Genomic DNA, 22,673 nt, shown 5'->3' on the forward strand with positions numbered 1-22,673 from the left:
AGTGTTACAATGAGCAACCATTAGATAAAATTTATTTTAAGATGAGGTAAGTAATATGGTTATTTTTATAGCAATAATATCAGCAATATTATTTGCATTTTATTTTAGGGATTTAAAAAGAAATCCTATAACAACAAAGAAAATGGTAGTAATTGCAATGATGAGTGGACTATCATTTATGCTTAGTTTAATTCAGTTTGTAAAATATCCTCAAGGTGGTGGAATAACTTTATTTTCTATGTTACCAATAATGATACTTTCACTATTATATGGTAGAACTGCAGGTATAACAGGTGGATTGATATGGGGCTTTTTATCATTATTAAATGGAGCATATGTAATACATCCAGTTCAATTTTTCTTAGATTGTTTGTTTGGGCCAATGGCTTTAGGTTTTACAGGTGTTTTTGGTAGTGATAAGAAATATAAGGTGATTTTAGGAGGGTTATTTGCAGTTACTTTAAGTGTATTTTCTTATTTTGTTTCAGGTGTAGTATTTTTTGCAGAGTTTGCACCGGAAGGGATGAATACTTATCTTTATTCATTCTTATATAATTTTACTAGTGCTGGAGTTGAAGGTATTTTATGTATAATACTTTTATCTATAATTCCATTAGAGAGATTTAAAAAAATGGCTAACGTTAAAGATATTGCAGTATAAATATTAGAAAAGGGTGATAAATGATGAAAGAATTAAAGCTTTATTTAGTAACAGATTCAGATATTTTAAAAGGAAGAGATTTTTATAATTGTATTGAAGAAGCATTAAAGGGTGGAGTAACAATGCTTCAATTAAGAGAAAAAAATGCTAGTGGTAAAGAATTCTTAGACAAGGCAATGAAGCTTAGAGATTTAACTAAAAAATATAATGTGAAGTTTATTATTAATGATAGAGTTGATATTGCAATGCTTTGTGATGCTGATGGAGTTCATGTTGGACAAAGTGATATACCAGCAGATGAAGTTAGAGGGCTTATTGGAAAAAATAAAATTATTGGGGTATCTGCAAGAACAGTAGAAGAGGCTATGAAAGCTAAAGAAAATGGTGCAGATTATCTTGGAGTTGGAGCTATGTTCACAACTACAACAAAATTAGATGCAAAGAACGTAACAATTGATAAGTTAGCTCAAATTAAGAAAGAAGTTAATTTACCAATTGTAGCAATTGGAGGTTTAGCTTTAGATAATATTGATAAATTGAAGCAGTACAATATTGATGGATATGCTGTGGTTTCAGCAATATTAAAAGCTAACGATATAAGTGTAGAATGTGAAAAGTGGGTAAAGAAAATTAGTGAATAACAAAATTCATGAAATGTATTTGGGGGAATTAAATATGGAATTAACTAAAAGTAAGGATGCAACAAAAAGATTAGTTATAAGTGGAGCATTAGTAGCTTTAGCAACTATATTAGGATCATTTTCTATTCCAGTATTAGGAGCAAAGGTGGCACCAATACAACATTTGATAAATGTAATTTCAGCAGTTACCTTAGGACCTGTATATGGAGTTTCTTGTGCTTTTGTATCATCATTATTAAGAAATATATTAGGAACAGGAAGTATATTAGCTTTTCCAGGAAGTATGGTTGGGGTATTTTTAGCAGCTATATTATATAAAAAATTTAGGAAAGTGGAGATATCTGTAGTTGGAGAAGTAATTGGAACTGGAATAATAGGTGCATTACTAGCGTATCCATTGGCAGCCTTTGTTTTAGGAAAGGAAGTTGCTTTATTTGTTTACATCATTCCGTTTTCATTAAGTTCTATAGTTGGAAGTATTATTGCTTATGTAATATTAAAATTAAATAGCTTGAGGAAATTTTTAATAAGTAATTAGAATAATTATTCTAATTTTTCTGTAAAATGCATAATTGTAAAAAATGTGAATAGAATTATTCAGAAATTAGAAAATTACAACTTAGATGGGTATATAAGTAAAAGGGTGTATAATATATTTATAATAAATAAATATTTGAGGTGACAAAATATGATATTTTGTAAGGAAAAAAGATATATTTTTAGTAAGGATGTATACCTATCTAGTGATGAAAGAGTTGAGAAATTAAATAAAGATCAAATCAATAAATATGACGGAAGAGAAGTAAAAGTTGGACATAGTTATTTAGGCTATATAGATAATTCAAGAATATCTTCTAGCTGGTGTAAAGAAGTTAAATAGATGGAAGTAAAAAGAGATGATGCAGAAATGTATCATCTTTTTTGTTATAATTAAATAATAGGAATAATTAATAATGAGTTAATTATAGGAGGAGGTTATGTTTTGAGAATATTACATACTGGAGACTGGCACTTAGGAAAAAATTTAGAAGGTGCAAGTAGAATGGATGAACAAGAATTATTTTTAAAGGATTTTATAGATATAGTTGAAGATAATAAAATAGATTTAGTTATTATTGCTGGAGATGTTTATGATAGCAGTAATCCACCAGCAAGAGCTGAAAAAATGTTTTATGATACATTAAAAAAGCTTTCTAAAAATGGAGAAAGATTAACGTTAATCATTGCAGGTAATCATGATAATCCAGAAAGGTTAGTTGCAGCAGGACCACTTGCTATGGAACATGGAATAATAATGGTTGGCACTCCTAAAACAATTGTTCAATGTGGAGAATATGGTCAGCATAAGGTTATTAATTCAGGTGAAGGATTTATTGAAATAGAAATCAATAATGAGAAAGCAGTAATATTAACTGTACCTTATCCAAGTGAAAAAAGATTAAATGAAGTTCTTTATGGAGAAATGGATAGTGATGAAGATAGGTTGAAGACTTATGGAGAAAGAATAAAATCATTATTTGATTCATTAAAGAAAAATTATAGAGAAGATACTATAAATTTAGCAGTTTCACATTTATTTGCTATGGGAAGTGAAGAAGGCGGTTCAGAAAGAAGTATTCAACTTGGTGGAAGTTATATTGTTAATGGAGCATGTTTGCCAGAAGAGGCTCAATATATAGCATTAGGACATGTACATAAGCCTCAAGTTGTACCAGGTACTAATAAAAGGGCAAGATATTCAGGTTCACCACTTCATTATAATAAAAAAGAAATAAATATTACAAAGAAATGTTTTATTGTGGATATAAAGGCAAAAGAAGAATGTAAAATAAATGAAGTAGAATTTAAAATATATAAACCTATTGAAGTTTGGAAATGTGAAAGTATTGATGATGCAATTGAGAGATGTGAAAAAAATAAAGATAGAGATTGTTGGGTTTATTTAGAGATTAAGTGTGACAGATATATAAGAGAAGATGAAATAAAGAAAATGAAAGAAATTAAAAAGGATATTTTGGAGATAATACCAAAACTTCAAAATGAAGTTGACGATGAAAGTACTATTAGTATTCAAGAAAAATCATTTGAAGAAATATTTAGAGAATTTTATAAGAAAGAAAGAAATGTAGAAGCTGATGAAGAAGTTGTAAGTTTATTATTAAAATTAATAAATGAAGAGGGGGATGAAAATGAGACCAATTAAGCTTAAGATAAAGGGATTAAATAGCTTTATAGAAGAGCAAACTATAGATTTTGAAAAGTTAACTGACCGTGGTTTGTTTGGAATATTTGGGCCAACAGGAAGTGGGAAATCTACAGTTTTAGATGGTATAACATTAGCTTTATATGGAGATGTTTCGAGAAAAAGTTCTAATTATATAAATACAAATTGTGATAGGTTAAATGTTAGTTTTGAGTTTCAAATATCAGGAGCAGAAACTAAAAGATATTTAGTGAATAGAGAATTTAAAAGAGATAAAAAATCAGGAAATCCAGTGTCAGGTAAATGTAAAATAGTTGACATAACTAATGGAGAAGATGTTTTAGCTGATAAGGTTAAAACTGTAACTGATAAATGTAAAGAAGTAATTGGTTTAAGTTTAGAGGATTTTACAAGGACTGTTGTTTTGCCACAGGGTAAGTTTTCAGAGTTTTTAAAGCTTGAAGGAAAACCAAGAAGAGAAATGTTAGAAAGACTTTTCAACTTAGGTGAATATGGGGATAAGCTTTCAAGTAAATTATCTAAAGAAATCACAAAAGAAAGAACTGAAAATAGTGAGCTTATAGGTCAGCTTAAGGGATATGAGGATATAAGTGAAGAAAAGAAAAAAGAAAAAGAAGAAGAATTAAATATAAGTATTGGAAATTTAGAAAAGGCTAATGAAGAACTTAAAGCAATAGAAAAAAGTTTCAAAGAAAATACTGAGTTGTGGAATATGCAGCTTGAAGTTAAAGATTATAAGACTAAAGAAAGAAAGCTTATTGATAAAGTTGAGGAAATAAATTTATTTAAAGATAAGGTTAAAGCTGCTGAAGCTGCAAATAAAGTTAATCCATATATAATTTCTTATGAAGAAACACTAAGAAATATTAACTTTACAGAAAAAGAATTAAGTGAATTTAAATTGAAATGTGAAGAGCTTAAAGAGAAAAAGGCTAAATGTGAAGAAGCGTGGAGTAAAGCTAGAATAAATAAAGATAGCAAATTGCCAGAATATAAGGTTCAAGAAGAAAAAATAAAGGAAGCAATAAAGGATAAAAAAGCTTTAATTGATTTAGAAAATGAAATTAAAGAAATTAATAAAAGAGCAGATGAATTAGTTAAAAAGAAAAAAGAAAATAATGAAAAAGTAATTGATTGTGAAAAGAGATTAAAAAAGGGAAATGATCTATTAAAAGAAAAGGAAGAATACAGAGATACTTTAAATATTGAAAAAGAGTTAAAAGAAAATGTTCAAGAAGGGGTAGTTATTACTCGAGATTATAATAATTTATTTAATGTAGTTAATGAGTATAAGGTTAAAATAGAAGCTAATAAAGAGGAAGCAAAAAAATATTTAGAAGAAAAACAATTATTAAAGCTTGAATTAGATAAGAAAGATAATTTATTAGTAGAAAATGAAGAAGCTTTAGAAAAGTTAATTAAAAATTGCCCGGGAGATCAAAATGATTTATTTGATATGCAAGAAAAATACTCTGAACTTAAAGGTAGGTTAGATATATTTAAAAAGGCAGATGAAGAGTTATTAAAAAGTAAAAATTCCATTGAATCATTAAGCAAAGATTTAGAGCCTAAAAAAGAAGAGCATATTAATTTAGAAAATGAAATTAAAAAAATAAAAATAGAGATACTTGAAATAGAAAGAGAAAATCTGGCTCATAAATTAAGAGAAGAATTAAAAGATGGAGATATTTGTCCAGTTTGTGGTTCGGTTGAACATCATAAGGAAAAAATTAAGCATGTAGATATTAAGGATGTTACTAATCTAGAAGAAAGCATAGATTTAAAAGAAAAACTATCTCTTGAGTTATTTAATAGCATAAAGGATATAGAAGCTAAGTTAAGTATTGCAAAGGAAAAAATAAAAGAAAATGAAGCAGTAATTAAAGATTTAGGTGAAGGTTTTAATGAAGAAGTAGTACTTAATCTTCAAGTTAAAATGAATGATTTAAAAGCTAAGATAAATGATTACAATATTAAAAAGGAAGAGCTTGAAGGTATAATAAAAAATTTAAAAGAAGAATGTAATAATTTAAAACTTAAGCATACACAATTAGAAACTAAAATTAATAGTAATGAAAATACAATAAATGAATTATTAGAAGATAAAAAAAAGCAAGAAGAAAATTTGCAGCAAGTTGAAGAAAAATTAAGTATTCTTAAAGAAAAAACTAAGGTTGAAGATTTTATAACTAAAAATACTGAAATAAATAAAATTGAAAATGAAAGAGAAGAAATAGAAAAAGTTATAAAAAGCTATAGAAATAGAATAGATGAATTAAATACAGAAAAAGAAGAGGCAAGAAATAACTTAAATGATACTAATCAAGAATTAGCTAAAATCAATACAACTTTAGATGAAAAAAGTAAAGTTAGAGAAGAAAATTTATTAAAAATAAAAAGTAAAGTTGAAGATATAGATAATATAGAAGAAATATTAAATAAAGTTCAAAAAGAAATGAAAATAATTGAAGACAATTATATCTTTACAGAAAAGGCAAAAGAAGAAGCAGATAAAAATTATGAAGAGTGTAATTCTAAATTAATTAGTATTACTTCAAAAGGAAAAGAACTTTATAAAAGAAAAGAAGAAGAAAAGCAAAAGCTTGATATAGCATTAAAAGAAGAAGGATTTTTAAGTGAAGATGAAGTTAAACAGAATGTTTTAGAGAAGGTTAAAATAGAAGCTTTAAAGGTTGAAATTGATAAGTATAATGATGATTTAGCAAAAATAAAGGGAGCTATTGAAAGCATTTCTAAGAAGATTGGAAATAGAGAGTTAACTGAAGAACAATGGGTTAATATACAAAATGAAAAAGAGGAAAAGGAAATTAAAGTTAAAGAGTATAATGAAATAAAAATTAAACTTCAAGAAGAGCTTAAGGTCATAGAAGAAAAGATGCTAGAATTAAAAGATTTATTAAAGCAAAAAGAAGAATTAGATCACAAGCTTGCGTTGTTAAATGATTTAGATAAATTATTTAAAGGTAAAAAGTTTGTTGAATTTGTTGCAGCTACAAGACTTAAGTATGTTTCACTTGAGGCAAGTAGAAAGCTAAAGGAAATAACTAATGGAAATTATGGTTTAGAAGTTGATGAAGATGGAAGATTTATAATTAGAGATTATAAAAATGGTGGAGCAGAAAGAGATGCATCTACACTTTCAGGAGGGGAAACCTTCTTAGCTTCGCTTGCTTTAGCACTTGCCTTATCAGCAGAAATTCAACTTAAGGGTACAGCACCACTTGAATTATTCTTCTTAGATGAAGGTTTTGGTACTTTAGATGATAATCTGTTAGAAGTTGTTATGAGTTCACTTGAAAGAATTCATAATGACAAATTAAAAGTTGGTATAATAAGTCACGTTGAATCTATTAAAAATAGGGTTCCTGTTAAATTAATTATTGCGCCTGCTGAAGCTGGAATGGGTGGAAGTAAGGTTAAGATTGAAAGAAGTTAAATAAAGAAAAAATATTAATACCTCCTATAGAAGTTATATGTATAAACTTTTGTAGGAGGCATATTTTTTATCTACAGGTGGAAGAAAAGCAATGGCTTTAAAAATCAATGAAAATTGTAGATTTGCTTTGGGAATAGCGCTAACTCCTCGTAATGTAAAGTTATCTTTATTATTCTTGATGGAAAGTCATGTAAATGTGGTTCTAAGGGATATTTAGAAGCATATACATCAACTAATGCATTATTAGAAGAATATAATAAAATCAGTAATGATAAAATATATGATATAGATGAATTTATATCTTTATTTGAAAAAGGAGACAAAGCTACAAAAGAGACTTTAGAAAAGTATTTTAATATACTAGGTATAGGAATTTCTAATTTAACAATGTTATTAGATCCAAGTTGCATAGTTTTAGGTGGAGATATAAATATTCTTTTAAAAGAAAATATAGATTATTTAAGAAAGATTGTTTATAAGGACAATTTATTTACTAATGAGGAAAATTGTAAGATTGATGTTACAGAATTTAAGGGATCATATTTATTAGGAGCTGCAATGGTTCCGCTAGAAGCATTTTTAAATTAAAATCACTTCAAATTTATATACCTTAGTAATACTGTGTGACATAGAGGTTTTATGATAAAGGGCAGATAAATAAAGGCTGCCTTTTTATAAAGAAACTTTTGAAATAAGTTTTAAAAAGTTATTAAATAATAATTAAAATATAAAGGGGAGTTTTGAATGAAGTTATTTTTAGACACAGCAAACGTAGAACATATCAAAGAAGCAAATGAAATGGGAGTAATTTGTGGAGTAACAACAAATCCATCATTAATTGCTAAAGAAGGAAGAGACTTTAATGAAGTTATAAAGGAAATAACAGAAATAGTTGATGGCCCTATAAGTGGTGAAGTTGTAAGTGAAGATGCAGAAGGTATGATTAAAGAAGGAAGAGAAATTGCTGCTATTCATAAAAATATGATTGTTAAAATTCCAATGACAGTTGAAGGTCTTAAAGCTGTTAAGGTATTAGCTAGAGAAGGAATTAAAACTAATGTAACGTTAATTTTCTCTGCTAACCAAGCTCTTTTAGCAGCAAATGCTGGAGCAACTTATGTTAGTCCATTCTTAGGAAGAGTAGATGATATATCTATGGATGGTATGGAACTTGTTAGAATAATTGCTGAAATATTTGAAGTGCATGGAATAAATACAGAAATAATTGCTGCAAGTGTTAGACATCCAATTCATGTTATAGAAGCAGCTAGAGCAGGTGCACATATAGCAACAGTACCATATACTTTAGTAATGCAAATGGTAAAACATCCATTAACAGATGCAGGATTAGAAAAATTTAAGGCAGATTGGGCTGCAGCTTTTGGAAAATAATATATCACCCTAGAGGTAAAGAAAATAATATAAAAGTTTTAATACTATACCTCTAGGGGATATATAGTTATTTGTTAAATAGAAGTCATTAAGGGCTAATGAGAAGGAGTTAAATATGAGTAAAGAATTAGATAAATTATGCATAAATGCAATAAGAGTACTTTCTGCTGATGCAATAGAAAAATCAAAATCAGGACATCCAGGATTACCACTCGGTGCTGCAACAATGGCTTATACATTATGGAGCAATATGAATCATAATGGTAAGAACCCAAAATGGGATAATAGAGATAGATTTGTATTATCGGCAGGTCATAGATCAATGCTTGAATAATCTTTTCTAGGTGAAATTACATTCTTTAGATTACAAAGTAATGCAGATGCTGAATTAACTGCATATGTTGCGGAAGGTGAAGTATTACCAGTTGCAACTAGATCATTTGGATCAATTGGAATATTTGCAATTCCTGAGATGGGAAGATTCTATAGACACGTATTAATAGAAGGAAGATATCCACATCATGGAGCAGTTGCATTTGGACATTTTGGTAAAGCTATAACAAATGTATTTAACTACTTAGGAGTTAAAGAAGTAGGTTTCAATCAACCTAAAGGAATGCTTTATAAGACAGAAAACCCATTTAAATAATAAATAATTTATTTCAGTATATTGTTAAATAAGCTTTAACAATATACTGTTTTTTTATGTGTGAAAAATTAAGACAATTATGGTAGAATTGACATTAGAATAATTTATAAAACAACAACTAGGAGGAAAATATTGTGTTAATCACAGGAGTAAAATACTTGTTTTATATGATTTATACTAGGTTAAAAGGATTTAAGTATGAATATATAAAAAGAACACAAGGGTTAGAGAAGGCAACAGATTATGCATCAAGAAGTATATATTTATGGTCTAAGTTCACTATAAATGTTATAGGGATGGATATAAGAGTAAAAGGAAGAGAAAATATACCTGATGAGCCTTGTTTATTTGTAGGGAATCATACAAGTATATTAGATATTCCAGTAATTTTTTATTCAATTAATAAACCAGTAGGATTTATAGCAAAGAAAGAAGTACTTAAGATTCCAATATTAAGCTATTGGTTATCAAAAGGAAAGTGTATTGCTTTAGATAGACAAAACCCGAGAGATGCAGTAAGAATGATAAGTGAGGGAGTTGAAAATTTAAAAGAAGGATATTCTATGATGATTTTTCCAGAAGGAACTAGAAGTTTAGATGGAAAAACATTGCCTTTTAAAAAGGGAAGCATGAAGCTTGCAACAAAAGCTAAAGTTCCAATACTCCCTGTTACTATTGATGCATCATTTACATCCTTTGAAGATAATAATAAGTTTAAACCTTCAACAATTACAGTTACATTCCACAAGGCAATTGAAACTGTAAATTTAACAAAAGATGAAGAGAGAACTTTAAGTGAAGATGTTAGGAATATTATAATAGGATCTTTAAGAGATGAATACAAACCATTAAATTAGTAAGGAGATAATAAAGTAATGTTAAATAAAATAAAAGATCTATTTACTGGCACTGAAATTATAAGTGGAAATTTTGGTATTGAAAGAGAAACGCTAAGATTAGATGCAGAAGGATTTCTGGCAGAAACAGATCATTCACTAATGTTTGGAGACAAGGCAAAAAATCCATATATAACAACAGATTTTTCAGAAAGTCAAGTAGAGGTAATTACACCAGCCTTCAAAAAAATAGAAGAGGCATATAACTTCACTAGAGCACTTTATGATATTGTTGCTATGGAAATAGATGATGAATACTTATGGCCAGAATCGATGCCATGTATTATTCCAGATGATGATAAAATACCTGTTGCAAAATTTGAGGATCATAGTAAAGAAGCTCAGGAATATAGAGAAAAATTATTAAAAAAATATGGTGGAAAAAAACAACTTATATCAGGAATTCATTATAACTTTTCATTTGATGAAAATATAATAAATAAATTATATGAAGTAAGTGGTAAGAAAGAATCATATAAGGAATTTAAAAATAGTGTTTACTTAAAAGTAGCTAGAAATTATCTTAGATATAGATGGCTTATAGTATATCTTTTAGGGGCAGCACCAATAGTACATGAAAGTTTTATAGGTGAAAATAAATGTCCATTAATGAAATTAACTAAGCATGGATATAGTAGTACAGGTGCTATTTCGCATAGAAATGGAAAATGTGGTTATAAAAATAAAATAGATTTATTCCCAAGTTATAGTACAGTAGATGATCATATTAAAAGTATAGAGCAATATTTAAACGATGGACTTATTGAAAGTCATAAAGAAATTTATAGCCAAGTTAGATTAAAACCAAGTGATACAAGTAATTTTATGGAATCACTAATAAACGATGGCATTAAGTATTTAGAGTATAGAACTATTGATATTAATCCATTTGAAAAGGGTGGAATAAGTTTAGAAGATTTAAAATTCCTACAAATATTCAATATATATCTATTGGTTAAAGAGGAAAGCAATTTTGAGAAATGGCAAGAAGAAGCATTAGAAAATCAACAGTTAATTGCTGTTTCAGGGCTTAAGGATATTGAGTTAAACAAAGATGGAAAAAATATCAATAGAATTCAATATGGATTAGAAATTTTAAATGAAGTTAAAGAAATTAATAATGACCTAAATTTAAACTTTGAAGCAATTATAAATAATATGATAGAAAAGGTTAAGGATAGTAAATTAACTTATGCTTATAGAATTTCTGAAATTATAAAGGAAGATGGTTATATAAATACATTCTTAAATTTAGCTAAAGAATATAAAGAAGATGCTTATAAGAATAGATTTAAGTTAGAAGGGTATGAAGATTTAGAGTTATCTACACAAATTTTAATGAAGGAATCTATTAAAAGAGGTATTACTGTAAATATAGTAGATAGAAGTGAAAACTTTATATCTTTAAAGAAAAATGAAAAAATAGAATATGTTAAGCAAGCAACTAAAACATCAAAAGACACTTATGTTTCAGTATTAATAATGGAAAATAAAACTGTAACTAAAAAGGTATTAGCTGAAAAGGGAGTTAGGGTTCCACTAGGTGATGAGTTTAACAATATTGAAGAAGCAAAAAGTAAAGCAGCAAATTATATTAATAAGCCAATAGTAATAAAACCTAAGAGCACAAACTTTGGAATTGGAATTAATATTTTCCCAAATGGAGCTAACTTAGAAGATATTATTCATGCTTTTGAAATAGCATTTAAAAATGATAATACAGTTCTTATTGAGGAGTTTATTAAGGGAAAAGAATATAGATTTTTAGTTATTGATGATGAAGTTGTTGGAATACTTCATAGAGTACCTGCAAATGTTATTGGTGATGCTAAAAAGACTATAGCTGAGCTTGTAGAAATTAAAAATCAAGATCCATTAAGAGGTAAGGGATATGTTACACCTTTAGAAAAAATAAGACTAGAAGAAAATGCAGAATTATTCTTAAAACAACAAGGAAAGAATTTTGATTATATACCTAAAAAGGATGAAATAGTGTACTTAAGAGAAAATTCTAATATAAGTACTGGTGGAGATAGTGTAGATTATACAGATGATATTCCACAAAAATTTAAAGATATTGCAGTAAATGCAGCAAAAGCAGCAGGAGCTAAAATTTGCGGTGTTGATATGATGCTTGAAGATTATAGTGATGAAAACACTAATTATGCAATCATAGAATTAAATTTCAATCCAGCAATTCATATTCACTCTTATCCATATAAAGGTAAAGAGAGAAATATAGCAAAACATGTATTGAAATTATTAGAATTAATTTAGATTTTTATAACCCTAAGGTAGGTGTTTAATAAATACTTGCCTTAGGGTTATTTTTATGAACATAACAACGAATAAAGTAGTATTATAGAATGAAATCATTAAATATGTTAATATTATATTAGTAAGAGGAAAGTCAGAAGAAGCACTGTGGTTTTAATATTAAAAGGGATACGATAAGTTGAAATTATAATTTATCTAAAATAATAAAGAGATTTTAATGAGGTTTTATATGAAGTTAATTTACGAAATGAAAAAAGAAAGATATGAAGAAATAATATCCAAGTCATTAAATAATGTAATTGAATCATCAAAGAGAATTGATAGAAGTAATGCCTATAAAGCTTTCTCATTGGTTAGTATACCTATGTTTATAATGCTTCTGGTATTGAAGTATATATTAACAGGATTTAATTTGCAAAGTGAAGATGTTGTTCAAATAATACTATGCATAGTTTTATTTTACTTATATTTTGAAATATTATTAAAAATAATTCCTAGAATGTTAAAAAAGTTATTAAGGAATAGATTAGAAAGCATGTTTTCACAAAAGTTAGCTAATATGCCTGAAATAATAAAGATAACATTAGAAATAGATAATAAGAGGATAATATATAATAGGAAGAATTATATTGAGGAAATTATTTATGGTGCTATAGATGAAATAAAGATTATAGATGATTTTATTCAAATTCAATATATAAAAGATTCTATTATTTATATTCCAAGGGAAGCTTTTAAAGAGATAGATGATTTTAATGAATGTTATAAAATATTAAAAGAAAATAAGGATAATGCTGTAAAAACAATATTGACTATAGATAATCCAGATATTTCTTTTACGAAGACAGAAGAGGATATTATAAACTATAACAAATATATAGATAGTACTGAAGCAGGAAAGATTATTCTAAGTATGTTAAATGAATATCTTATAAAGTTTACAATTATAATTATGATATTTATTTTGATAGTTATTATTTGTATGATAGGTTTTTATGGGGGGATAGTTGTTATAGTTGCGACTTTAATATCAATTATTATTTTAAAGAAAAGAAATGCAATGAAAAAGCAAGTATTAAAAAATCAAATTAAGCTGTTTAAAGAATCAAAATGTAAAGAAAATAAATACGTTAAGATGAATGAAAAGGAAATTGAGTTTTCTAGAGATGAATATCGATATATTATTAAATATAAGGGAATTAATAATATAAAAGAAGAAAATAACTTAATTCTTTTATTAAAAGATAACAGTTTAATTGAATATATTCCATGTAGGATTTTTAGTAATGTTGATGATAAAGAAAAATTTATAAGTTTACTAAAAAGCAAATTAAATTAGTAAATTGGATATAATAAAAATAAAATACATATAAGCTAATTTACTACTAAAAACAATGAATATTGTAACCAAAATAAAATTGGTGTTATGCAGTTCAATATATAAAAGAAAAAAGAATATTATATTGGAGGGAATATTGAAATTGAGTCGTAGAATTTAATAATTGATGGAAGAGAATTTGCGTGAAGAAGATTATACTGTTTGAACGATAATCAGTTTATAATCTTTAGCAAATTATCTGTAATCAATTATATAAATTCAAGACGAGATTTCACTAATTCATGGAAAGATAATATTCTTTTTTCGTTCTTACATTTTCAACAAATATAAATTTAGTTGAAAAAAAGTTCCAAATTGGATATAATGGGTTATGATATAAAATAAGTTAAATGAATATATTTAGGTAAACTTAAGTGTATTTAATTAAGTTGTTTTATATAATTAGGACGTGAAAATTATATTTAAATACAGCTTAGCAACATTAAACAAGGAATGAATTAACATAGTCAGATGTTAAGCTTTGTAAATGCAATGTTAAGAAAATAACTTTTAAAGTATTTTTGTTAATTAAGTGAATTGAACGTATTAATTTATAAAAGAATATCAATAAATAATAGAGAGTTGATTTTATACAACTTTTATTTTTGTGCAATAAATTAGAGTAGTGATAGATAAAAAGTATGGAGGATTTAGATGGAAAGCAAGAAGAAGATAAAGGTCATACCATTAGGTGGGCTTGGTGAAATAGGAAAAAATATAACAGTAATAGAATATGGTGACGAAATAGTTGTAGTAGATTGTGGTATGACTTTCCCAGATTCAGAAATGTATGGGATAGATGTAGTAATTCCAGATGTAACTTATTTAGTTAATAATATAGAAAAGGTAAAGGGATTCTTTATAACGCATGGACATGAAGATCATATAGGGGCAATTCCTTATATACTAAAACAAGTTAATGTTCCTATATTTGCAACTAATTTAACAGTAGGATTAATAGAAAGCAAGCTTGAAGAACATAAAATGCTAGATATAGTTAGTTTAAATGTTGTTAAGCCTGGAGATATAATAAAATTAGATAAATTAAAGGTTGAATTTATAAGAACAAATCATAGTATAGCTGATAGTTGTTCATTAGCAATTCATACTCCATTAGGAATAATAGTTCATACTGGAGATTTTAAGGTTGATTTTACTCCAGTTGATGGAAATGTAATTGACTTACAAAGGTTTGCAAAGCTTGGAAAGCAAGGAGTACTATTACTTATGGCAGATAGTACTAATGCCTGTCATCCAGGATATACTATGTCAGAAAAGACAGTGGGAGAAAGGTTAGATAATTTATTTTCTAAAGGAAAGGGAAGAATAATTGTTGCGACTTTTGCTTCTAATATTCATAGATTACAACAAATAATTAATTCTTCAATTAAGTATGGAAGAAAAGTTGCTTTTAGCGGAAGAAGTATGGAAAAAATATCAGATGTTGCAGTTAAACTTGGATATTTAGATATTCCAGAAGGGTTAGTAGTTGATTTAAAGGATTTAAGGCTTTATAACAATAATCAAATAACTATTGTAACTACAGGAAGTCAAGGAGAGCCTATGTCAGCTCTTACTAGAATTGCTGCATCTACACATAAAAATATACAAATTGAAAAAGATGATATGATAATTATTTCTGCTAGTCCAATACCAGGAAACGAGAAGGCTGTTTCAAGAGTAATAAATGAATTAACTCATAAGGGTGCAGAAGTTATTTATAAGTCAATTGAAGAAATTCATGTTTCAGGTCATGCTTGTGAACAAGAATTAAAGCTTATACATTCAATATTAAAACCAAAATATTTTGTACCAGTACATGGTGAATATAAGCATTTAAGAAAACATATATTAATTGCTGAAGAAGTTGGTTTAGAAAAAGAAAAATCATTTATATTAGAAAATGGTGATGTATTAAGTTTAAGTAGAAAATCAGCATGTATTGCTAAAAAGGTTCAAGCAGGTAATATATTAGTTGATGGAAGCGGAATTGGTGATGTAGGAAATATAGTATTAAGGGATAGAAAAAACTTATCTAGAGATGGTATCATTAATGTTATTGTTGCAATTGAAAAAGAAAGTCGTGCAATAGTTGGTGGTCCAGATATAATTACAAGAGGATTTGTATATGTTAGAGAATCAGAAGAATTAGTAAATGAAATAAAAGAAATTTCTTATGAAAGCATTCAAAAGTCTATAGATAATAACGTGTTTAAATGGTCTGAGATTAAAAATAATATCAGAAGTGATATTGGTTCATTTATATATAGTAAAACAAAGAGAAAACCTATAATAGTACCAATTATAATGGAAGTATAATTAATAAAATAAATGAAGAAGAGTTTGATATTTATATATTCAAACTCTTCTTTTAAATTTAAATAAAATTATAATTTTATAGGTATTTTAATTTTGCTGTTATTTTTACTTAGTTTGTAAGTGAAGATATTACCAATTACTTTAACAGGTTTGTAAGTAGAAAATGTAGCTGAAAATAAAAGGTCCTTAAATTGATTAAGATACATACCTTCATCTAAAGCCGTTTGCTCTGTATTACCAGATAAAAGTTGTTTTGCTACGAAACAGCCATTTTCATAAGCTACTTCTGCAGTTTTCTTATAAGTAAAGCTATTTTCTTGATAAATAATAACGTCACCTTCAAAAATTTCACGGCCTAAAGAATCATATATTCCAGTAGGCATTAGTAAAATACAATCATCTAATGCTATTATTTCTTCCTCATCTTTATCATAGTAATAAACTTGCTTATCTATATAATCTATTCTAGTTACTTTAAAACATTTTTTTGAAATTTTATTATATATTTTAAATTTTAGTTTATTATTCATAATAAAACCCTCCAACCTCTCATATATCTAAATTATCCCTAACCTATAGTATATTATAACAAATTGGAAAATATTTGAAAATAGATTTATAAATAATTACATAATAATTATTTTAAACTCATAAATATAAATTATGATTCAATTAAATTGTTCAAATTAAGGGGGTTAAATGTTTACTATTGAGGAAATAAAAAAAATAAAATATCCTTCTGAATTATTTAGTGAGGATGTTGAAACTATGAAAAAGCAGTATATTGAGTTAATGAAGATTTACTGTAAATGGAGCAATACCTAACTCTTTAAATTTATGGTTAAAAGCAAAGGATGGAAGTAATCCATTTGAAGAATATAGTACTTGGTCAAATGTTATAAATAGTATTGGAGAATTAACAGTTAAAAGAAAAATAATTGATAATGATGATTTGTATAAAAAGATAGGTGGAAATTGAATATATATTAAATAATAATTACTATTATTTAATTACATAATAGATGAATTTTATGCTATAATTAGGATATAATTTATATTGACAGTTGAAGTTAAAAAATGGAGGTTTATTTATGACATTTGCAAAATTAGATATGAATGATAATTCACAGGTAGAAGGAAGAGCTTGTGTAATTATTTATAACATAGGTGGAAAAGAACTTAAATCAATTCAAGGGTATGCTTCACTTTTAGGAATTAGAGACCAAATAGTTTTATATCCTAGAAATGCTGATACAGTTATGAAGGATATACTAGAAAATAATATAAAATCAGATTGTATTGATGGAAGAAAAGAAAGAGCTATAATATTTAATGCATTATCACCTGCAAAAATAAATGTATTTTTAGAAAACTTAAGAAAGCTAAAAATTAATAATGTATTAAAAGCTACAGTAACTGAAACATCAGTTAATTGGACTCTTAACGAGGTTGTTGCAAATCTTTCCGCAGAACGTATGGCAATTAGTCAAGGAAAGTTTGATGCTCATCACTAATTAAAAATATTAAAGTAAGATTTATGTTTATAAATCTTACTTTTTTTGCAGTATAATAGCATTTTTAATATAAAAGTAGCATATTTGTTTTATTGTTTGTATATTAAAACTTATGTATAATTTCATTAGAGATATGATAACAGTTACAGGAGGGGAATGGAGATGTATAAGTATGGAAGAGGAATGTGGAAAAGAATTGAAGATGGAAATGAGCTATCATGGGTTATAGGTAATGGTATTGGTGGATATGCAAATCATACAGTTGCTGGTGGCGGTGCTCAAGCATTTCATGGGTATTTAATTGCATCTTTAAATGCACCAGTAAATAGAAAATTGATTTTAACGAGAACACAAGAACAGATTAAAATTAATGATAGAGAGTATGATTTAACATCACAACAATATATTGGAATTTCAAAAAATGGACAAGAGTACTTAGAACAGTTTATTTTGGATACGGTACCAGAATATTATTATTCAATTGAAGATGTATCTATTAAAAAGACTATATCAATAGAATATGGACATAATACTGTTGTTGTATGTTATGAAATTGAAAATGGAAGTGAAGATGCAACATTAAAGGTAGTACCTTTATTTAATTATAGAGAAGCTGGAGAAACTAGTGAAAGAGGAGATTTAAGATTTAATGTAAAGACTAGTGAAAAAACATTAACTTTAGTACCAGCGAAAGATAAAAATATAAAAATAGACTTTTATACTTCAGAGGGAAGTTTTTATGATAGAAGTTTAATTCCTACAAGTATGGCAACACCAAATTATTTAATAGAAGAAAATCATTTTTATATGATAGACCATAGAACAGGTTTCTTAGGGGTAGATAATCATTATACACCTTATGAAGTTCATATTGAATTAAAACCTTTTGAAAAGAAAAGATTTTATGTTAAATGTACTATTGAAGGATTAAATGAAAAAAGCGGATTTGAAATAGTAAATGAGTATAAAAAGAGAGCTGAAGGGTTAGTTGAAAATGCTAATTTAAATGATGACTTTGCAAATAATTTAGTTAAAGCTGGTGATCATTTCATTGTTAATAGAGAAAGCACAGGACTAAAAACTATTTTAGCTGGATTACCATGGTTTACAGATTGGGGTAGAGATACAATGATTGCTTTTGAAGGTCTTACTTTAGTTACAAAAAGATTTGATGAAGCAAGAGAAATTTTAGAGTCATTTGCAAGATATATTAAAAATGGACTAGTTCCTAATGTATTTCCAGATGCCAATACTGAGCCAGGATACAATACAGTAGATGCTTCACTTTGGTATTTCCAAGCCGTTTATAAGTATTTAAAATATACTGGTGGTGAAAGTGATTATAAATTTGTTAAAGAAAAGCTATATCCAAAGTTAAAGGAAATATATAAGGCATATTCTACTAAAACAGACTTTTCAATTGGAATGGATAGTGATGGATTAGTATTTGCAGGGGGAGGACTTGATCAAGTAACATGGATGGATGTTAGAGTTGGAGATTTGGTTGTTACGCCTAGGCATGGAAAGCCAGTTGAAATTAATGCTTTATGGTATAATGCATTAAAAATAATGGAAGAACTATGTGAGAAATTTGGTGATGATCCTTTTGAGTACAACGAACTTTCTTGCAGAGTAAAAGAATCATTTAATAATAAATTTTGGAATGAAGAAAAAAATTGTCTTTATGATGTAGTTGATGAAGATGATGATAAAATAAGACCAAATCAAATTTGGGCAGTATCATTGCCGTTTGCTGTATTAGATAGAGAAAAAGAAAAGAAAATAGTTAGTACAGTATATAAGCATTTATATGCCACTTATGGATTACGTTCTCTTTCATTTATGGATAAAGATTATAAAAAGAAATATATAGGAAAATTAATTGATAGAGATTGTGCATATCATATGGGAACTACTTGGGCTTTCTTAATTGGAGGATTTATAACAGCATATTGTAAAGTAAATGACTATTCTAAAGAAGCTATAGAAAAAGCAAATCATATGTGTAAGGTTTTTGAAGATACTATGAAAGATGGATGTATTAATGGTATTGCCGAAATATTTGATGGTGATTTTGCTTCAACAGGAAGAGGATGTTATTCTCAAGCTTGGAGTATAGCAGAGGTATTAAGAGCGTATTCTCAAGATGTATTGCCGTATTTAAATAAGTAATAAAATCTAATTCTATATTTACTTTGGTATATTATTAAATTTATAAACATATAACTAAAATATCGTTGAAAATTTAAGAGGAAAATAATTAATTTAGGAGAGGATATATATGAAGTTAGATGAAAAGGTATTATTAGGAGCAGCCTGTTTTTTTGCTGGGGCAGTAGCTGGATTTTTAATAGCACCTATTAAAAAAGGAATTTATTGTGGAAATAATAATGGTAATAATTATGGGGATGGCTCTGAAGAAAATGATAATGATGAAGATACTAATGTAAAAAGTGAAGAAGAAGCAATAGATGAAATTAATAAAGTAATTAGTGAAGTTGCTAAAGAAATGAATAAAGAAGAAAAATAGAAAAAAATTAAAGGAATAATCATGATTTTTTGGTAAATTGACCAAGAAATTGTGATTATTTTTTTTGTGAAATATGTCTATAAATTAGAGTAGTAAGTGATTTTTTTAAAGAAGAAAAAATAAATTGTTCATGCCAATTCAACATATTCTGTATTTTTGATAAAGGATTTAAAGGTTAGAAGAACTATGCATAAAAGATAAAATTTATTTGCCGAGAGGTTTACTATTTAATAGTTTTTATACTATTGCTTAAATTAGTTTAGTCTGATAGGAACCAGCCACAAATTATTTGAATACAATCATCTCACAATATCTTCATAATAAAAAAATATACTTATTAACACAATAAACAAAATCACCATCACAAATGGAAAGGAACTGTTTTTTGATTTTTTACTCATATAATATATTTCCCATTTTTTAATATATTAGTTAACATATATAATAATACATTAAGTATATATTTTGTATATTTTTTTTAATTAATACTTCTATTTACAAGCGTTTTTTTATAAAATTGGCAAAAAAACTCAAATAAAATTGCAATATCGAAAAAAGAAAACGTACAACCTTAACATATTAGTTATATTAAATTTATTCCTAGATTTTTTAAAAATCAAATGTTAAAATCATTAGTGCTTACGGCAAATTATCAACATATTACTATCAATTTTTTTTAATTGAAATTGACGATAATAAAATACAAAAGATTAGAAAAGTTAGAAAAGGAGATGATGAAAGTGTCTTATAAATTTTTATTTGATGTCGCACTTATACTTTTATCAACAAAACTATTTGGATTATTAACGAGAAAATTCCATATGCCTCAAGTTGTTGGAGCATTAATAGCTGGAGTTGTTCTTGGTCCTGCAATGTTTAATATTCTTCATGAAACTGAATTTATAACTCAACTATCAGAATTAGGAGTTATAGTTTTAATGTTTAGTGCAGGATTAGAAAGTGATATAGGGGAACTTAAAAAGACTGGGGTTTCTTCACTTATTATAGCAATTTTAGGGATTATAGTTCCTCTTGTTGGAGGATTTTTTATAGCAAACTTATTCAATCCAGGAGCAGATTCATCAATAATATTAGAAAACATATTTATAGGAATAATTTTAACAGCAACTTCTGTTTCTATAACAGCAGAAACACTTAAAGAACTAGGAAAATTAAGTTCTAGAGCAGGAAACGCAATTTTAGGAGCAGCTATCTTAGATGATATTATTGGGATTATTGCACTTACAATTATCACAAGTCTATCAGACAGTACGGTAAATATAGCAGTAGTATTATTTAAAATAGTATTATTCTTTGCTCTTTCTATAATTGTAGGAATCATATTCCATGTCTTATTCTCTAAATGGGTTGATAAACATGGAAGAGATATGAGAAGATTTGTTATTATTGCATTTGCATTTTGCTTAATACTATCTTTTGTAGCAGAAGAATTCTTTGGAATAGCTGATATAACAGGTGCATTTTTAGCCGGATTAATGCTTTCTAAAAGCAAAAAAGTTCATTACATAAGAGATAGATTTGATACTATATCATATCTATTATTATCACCAATGTTTTTTGCTAGTATTGGAATAGGTATTGAACTTCCTGAACTTTCATCAACACTTGTTATAATGACTATTTTATTTACTATCGTTGCTATATTAACTAAAATAGTCGGATGCGGGGTAGGTTCCTTATTATGTAAATATACTAAAAAAGAATCACTTCAAATTGGGGTAGGAATGGTCTCTAGAGGTGAAGTTGCTCTGATTGTAGCAAGTAAAGGGATTGCCCTTGGAATAATGAGTCAATATTTCCTAACGCCTATTGTTATCATGGTACTTGTTACAACTATAATTACACCTATATTATTAAAAATTGTCTTTTTGGATAAAACATCAAAAGTACATAATACTGAAAATTCATTAACAGCTTAATTTCAAGATAACATAACAATAAATCCTATATCTTAATTTATTAATTAAGATATAGGATTTATTTTATAATTTAATTAGTTTTTGTCCTCATAAGGATATTATTCAAAGAATAGTTAGTAAAATTGAAGAAGCTGATGCAATCATAATAACATCACCAGTATATTCTATGCAAATAACTGGGTTGTTAAAAAATTTTATCGATCATATGTCTTATAATTTCCATAGACCAAGATTTTTTTATAAAAAAGTATTAACTATGCCAATTGGGTTTGTGAAAAGAACCTTTGGAAAGTTTATATTTTCAAGATTTTATAAAAAGTAAGACCTTTGACATCTATACACACTTTGTTTTATTAAATCATATATTATTGTTACGACAAGTATTGCAAAGGAGGATGAAATATGAGTAATAATCAGTTTTATTGCCATAATGAAGAGTGGATATATGATGAAACTTCGAATAGATGGTGTAAGTGTGTTAGAGATTGCAAGGGAAGAATTACTTGCTATCAAATTATTCCAGGCCCTCCAGGTCCTAAAGGCCCAACAGGCCCAACTGGGGCAACCGGTGTAACAGGACCAACAGGAGTAGGAATCACCGGAGCAACTGGAGTAACAGGAGTAGGAATCACTGGAGCAACAGGTGTGACAGGACCAACAGGAGTAGGAATCACTGGAGCAACTGGGGTAACAGGTCCGACAGGAGTAGGAATCACTGGGGCAACAGGAGTAACAGGTCCAACAGGAGAAAGAGGAATTACAGGACCAACAGGAGTAGGAATCACTGGAGCAACT

General features: G+C 27.2%; 20 protein-coding genes and 3 pseudogenes. 22 read left to right on the plus strand and 1 reads right to left on the minus strand.

Annotated elements, in window-relative coordinates:
• Window positions 1–55 precede the first annotated feature (55 nt).
• The 15 genes and pseudogenes from thiT to I4V63_RS05875 all read left to right on the plus strand — a co-directional run bounded on the left by thiT (window position 56) and on the right by I4V63_RS05875 (window position 15,894).
• Entirely contained in the window at window positions 56–661 is a 606-nt protein-coding gene (thiT, locus tag I4V63_RS05810) for an energy-coupled thiamine transporter ThiT (RefSeq protein WP_196000354.1), read from the plus strand.
• A 20-nt stretch (window positions 662–681) separates the two neighbouring features.
• On the plus strand, window positions 682–1,302 hold the full coding sequence (thiE, locus tag I4V63_RS05815; protein ID WP_347707724.1) for a thiamine phosphate synthase: 621 nt from the start codon (window positions 682–684) through the stop codon (window positions 1,300–1,302).
• A 34-nt stretch (window positions 1,303–1,336) separates the two neighbouring features.
• A complete protein-coding gene (gene thiW, locus I4V63_RS05820) occupies window positions 1,337–1,840 on the plus strand; it encodes an energy coupling factor transporter S component ThiW (RefSeq protein ID WP_196000355.1) in 504 nt (167 codons plus the stop codon).
• Window positions 1,841–1,990: 150 nt separating this feature from the next.
• Window positions 1,991–2,182: a hypothetical protein gene (locus I4V63_RS05825; RefSeq protein ID WP_196000356.1), complete on the plus strand. Its 192-nt coding sequence runs from the start codon at window positions 1,991–1,993 to the stop codon at window positions 2,180–2,182.
• Window positions 2,183–2,284: 102 nt separating this feature from the next.
• Complete coding sequence (locus I4V63_RS05830; protein WP_196000357.1) at window positions 2,285–3,505, plus strand: exonuclease SbcCD subunit D; 1,221 nt, start codon at window positions 2,285–2,287, stop codon at window positions 3,503–3,505.
• Window positions 3,492–6,983 (plus strand): AAA family ATPase, encoded by a 3,492-nt coding sequence (locus I4V63_RS05835; protein WP_196000358.1) that lies wholly within the window; start codon window positions 3,492–3,494, stop codon window positions 6,981–6,983. Before I4V63_RS05830 ends, I4V63_RS05835 begins: the two co-directional genes overlap by 14 nt.
• 91 nt (window positions 6,984–7,074) lie before the next feature.
• Window positions 7,075–7,200 (plus strand): hypothetical protein, encoded by a 126-nt coding sequence (locus tag I4V63_RS15775; protein WP_279325745.1) that lies wholly within the window; start codon window positions 7,075–7,077, stop codon window positions 7,198–7,200.
• Between the two features lie 170 nt (window positions 7,201–7,370).
• Window positions 7,371–7,571 (plus strand): hypothetical protein, encoded by a 201-nt coding sequence (locus I4V63_RS15595; RefSeq protein WP_243280458.1) that lies wholly within the window; start codon window positions 7,371–7,373, stop codon window positions 7,569–7,571.
• A gap of 156 nt (window positions 7,572–7,727) precedes the next feature.
• On the plus strand, window positions 7,728–8,375 hold the full coding sequence (gene fsa / locus I4V63_RS05845) for a fructose-6-phosphate aldolase (protein WP_196000359.1): 648 nt from the start codon (window positions 7,728–7,730) through the stop codon (window positions 8,373–8,375).
• 115 nt (window positions 8,376–8,490) lie between these two features.
• A pseudogene (locus I4V63_RS05850) lies at window positions 8,491–8,706 on the plus strand (transketolase); the annotation flags it as partial.
• Between the two features lie 12 nt (window positions 8,707–8,718).
• Window positions 8,719–9,024, plus strand: a pseudogene (locus tag I4V63_RS05855) (fucose isomerase); the annotation flags it as partial.
• A gap of 134 nt (window positions 9,025–9,158) precedes the next feature.
• The gene (locus I4V63_RS05860; RefSeq protein WP_347707725.1) at window positions 9,159–9,881 is read left to right on the plus strand and encodes a lysophospholipid acyltransferase family protein; all 723 of its coding nucleotides are present in this window, start codon (window positions 9,159–9,161) and stop codon (window positions 9,879–9,881) included.
• Between the two features lie 18 nt (window positions 9,882–9,899).
• A complete protein-coding gene (gene gshAB / locus I4V63_RS05865; RefSeq protein ID WP_196000360.1) occupies window positions 9,900–12,197 on the plus strand; it encodes a bifunctional glutamate--cysteine ligase GshA/glutathione synthetase GshB in 2,298 nt (765 codons plus the stop codon).
• 229 nt (window positions 12,198–12,426) lie between these two features.
• A complete protein-coding gene (locus tag I4V63_RS05870) occupies window positions 12,427–13,536 on the plus strand; it encodes a YcxB family protein (protein WP_196000361.1) in 1,110 nt (369 codons plus the stop codon).
• Between the two features lie 693 nt (window positions 13,537–14,229).
• Window positions 14,230–15,894: a ribonuclease J gene (locus I4V63_RS05875; RefSeq protein ID WP_196000362.1), complete on the plus strand. Its 1,665-nt coding sequence runs from the start codon at window positions 14,230–14,232 to the stop codon at window positions 15,892–15,894.
• A 68-nt stretch (window positions 15,895–15,962) separates the two neighbouring features.
• Here the strand turns inward: I4V63_RS05875 and I4V63_RS05880 are convergent, their stop codons facing one another.
• On the minus strand, window positions 15,963–16,424 hold the full coding sequence (locus I4V63_RS05880; RefSeq protein ID WP_196000363.1) for a YopX family protein: 462 nt from the start codon (window positions 16,422–16,424) through the stop codon (window positions 15,963–15,965).
• 169 nt (window positions 16,425–16,593) lie between these two features.
• Between I4V63_RS05880 and I4V63_RS15780 the strand changes: the two genes are divergently transcribed.
• The 7 genes and pseudogenes from I4V63_RS15780 to I4V63_RS15785 form a co-directional block, all read left to right on the plus strand.
• A complete protein-coding gene (locus tag I4V63_RS15780; protein WP_279325746.1) occupies window positions 16,594–16,719 on the plus strand; it encodes a hypothetical protein in 126 nt (41 codons plus the stop codon).
• A 266-nt stretch (window positions 16,720–16,985) separates the two neighbouring features.
• The gene (locus I4V63_RS05885) at window positions 16,986–17,408 is read left to right on the plus strand and encodes a DUF3783 domain-containing protein (protein WP_196000364.1); all 423 of its coding nucleotides are present in this window, start codon (window positions 16,986–16,988) and stop codon (window positions 17,406–17,408) included.
• Between the two features lie 162 nt (window positions 17,409–17,570).
• Window positions 17,571–19,580 (plus strand): amylo-alpha-1,6-glucosidase, encoded by a 2,010-nt coding sequence (locus I4V63_RS05890; RefSeq protein ID WP_243280459.1) that lies wholly within the window; start codon window positions 17,571–17,573, stop codon window positions 19,578–19,580.
• A 109-nt stretch (window positions 19,581–19,689) separates the two neighbouring features.
• Window positions 19,690–19,938 (plus strand): hypothetical protein, encoded by a 249-nt coding sequence (locus I4V63_RS05895; protein ID WP_196000462.1) that lies wholly within the window; start codon window positions 19,690–19,692, stop codon window positions 19,936–19,938.
• 734 nt (window positions 19,939–20,672) lie between these two features.
• Window positions 20,673–21,878, plus strand: coding sequence for a cation:proton antiporter (locus I4V63_RS05900; protein ID WP_196000456.1), 1,206 nt, complete (start codon window positions 20,673–20,675; stop codon window positions 21,876–21,878).
• A gap of 73 nt (window positions 21,879–21,951) precedes the next feature.
• Window positions 21,952–22,200: an NAD(P)H-dependent oxidoreductase gene (locus I4V63_RS05905; RefSeq protein WP_196000457.1), complete on the plus strand. Its 249-nt coding sequence runs from the start codon at window positions 21,952–21,954 to the stop codon at window positions 22,198–22,200.
• Between the two features lie 80 nt (window positions 22,201–22,280).
• Window positions 22,281–22,673 (plus strand): annotated as a pseudogene (locus I4V63_RS15785) (hypothetical protein); the annotation flags it as partial.

It is taken from the genome of Clostridium sp. 1001271B_151109_B4 (genome assembly GCF_015670405.1).
GTDB lineage: Bacteria > Bacillota > Clostridia > Clostridiales > Clostridiaceae > Clostridium.

Coding starts and splice junctions, on each gene's coding strand:
- thiT (WP_196000354.1), top strand. CDS start 56: ATGGTTATTTTTATAGCAATAATATCAGCAATATTATTTGCATTTTAT.
- thiE (WP_347707724.1), top strand. CDS start 682: ATGATGAAAGAATTAAAGCTTTATTTAGTAACAGATTCAGATATTTTA.
- thiW (WP_196000355.1), top strand. CDS start 1,337: ATGGAATTAACTAAAAGTAAGGATGCAACAAAAAGATTAGTTATAAGT.
- I4V63_RS05825 (WP_196000356.1), top strand. CDS start 1,991: ATGATATTTTGTAAGGAAAAAAGATATATTTTTAGTAAGGATGTATAC.
- I4V63_RS05835 (WP_196000358.1), top strand. CDS start 3,492: ATGAGACCAATTAAGCTTAAGATAAAGGGATTAAATAGCTTTATAGAA.
- I4V63_RS15775 (WP_279325745.1), top strand. CDS start 7,075: ATGGCTTTAAAAATCAATGAAAATTGTAGATTTGCTTTGGGAATAGCG.
- I4V63_RS15595 (WP_243280458.1), top strand. CDS start 7,371: ATGTTATTAGATCCAAGTTGCATAGTTTTAGGTGGAGATATAAATATT.
- fsa (WP_196000359.1), top strand. CDS start 7,728: ATGAAGTTATTTTTAGACACAGCAAACGTAGAACATATCAAAGAAGCA.
- gshAB (WP_196000360.1), top strand. CDS start 9,900: ATGTTAAATAAAATAAAAGATCTATTTACTGGCACTGAAATTATAAGT.
- I4V63_RS05870 (WP_196000361.1), top strand. CDS start 12,427: ATGAAGTTAATTTACGAAATGAAAAAAGAAAGATATGAAGAAATAATA.
- I4V63_RS05875 (WP_196000362.1), top strand. CDS start 14,230: ATGGAAAGCAAGAAGAAGATAAAGGTCATACCATTAGGTGGGCTTGGT.
- I4V63_RS05880 (WP_196000363.1), bottom strand. CDS start 16,424: ATGAATAATAAACTAAAATTTAAAATATATAATAAAATTTCAAAAAAA.
- I4V63_RS15780 (WP_279325746.1), top strand. CDS start 16,594: ATGTTTACTATTGAGGAAATAAAAAAAATAAAATATCCTTCTGAATTA.
- I4V63_RS05885 (WP_196000364.1), top strand. CDS start 16,986: ATGACATTTGCAAAATTAGATATGAATGATAATTCACAGGTAGAAGGA.
- I4V63_RS05890 (WP_243280459.1), top strand. CDS start 17,571: ATGTATAAGTATGGAAGAGGAATGTGGAAAAGAATTGAAGATGGAAAT.
- I4V63_RS05895 (WP_196000462.1), top strand. CDS start 19,690: ATGAAGTTAGATGAAAAGGTATTATTAGGAGCAGCCTGTTTTTTTGCT.
- I4V63_RS05900 (WP_196000456.1), top strand. CDS start 20,673: ATGAAAGTGTCTTATAAATTTTTATTTGATGTCGCACTTATACTTTTA.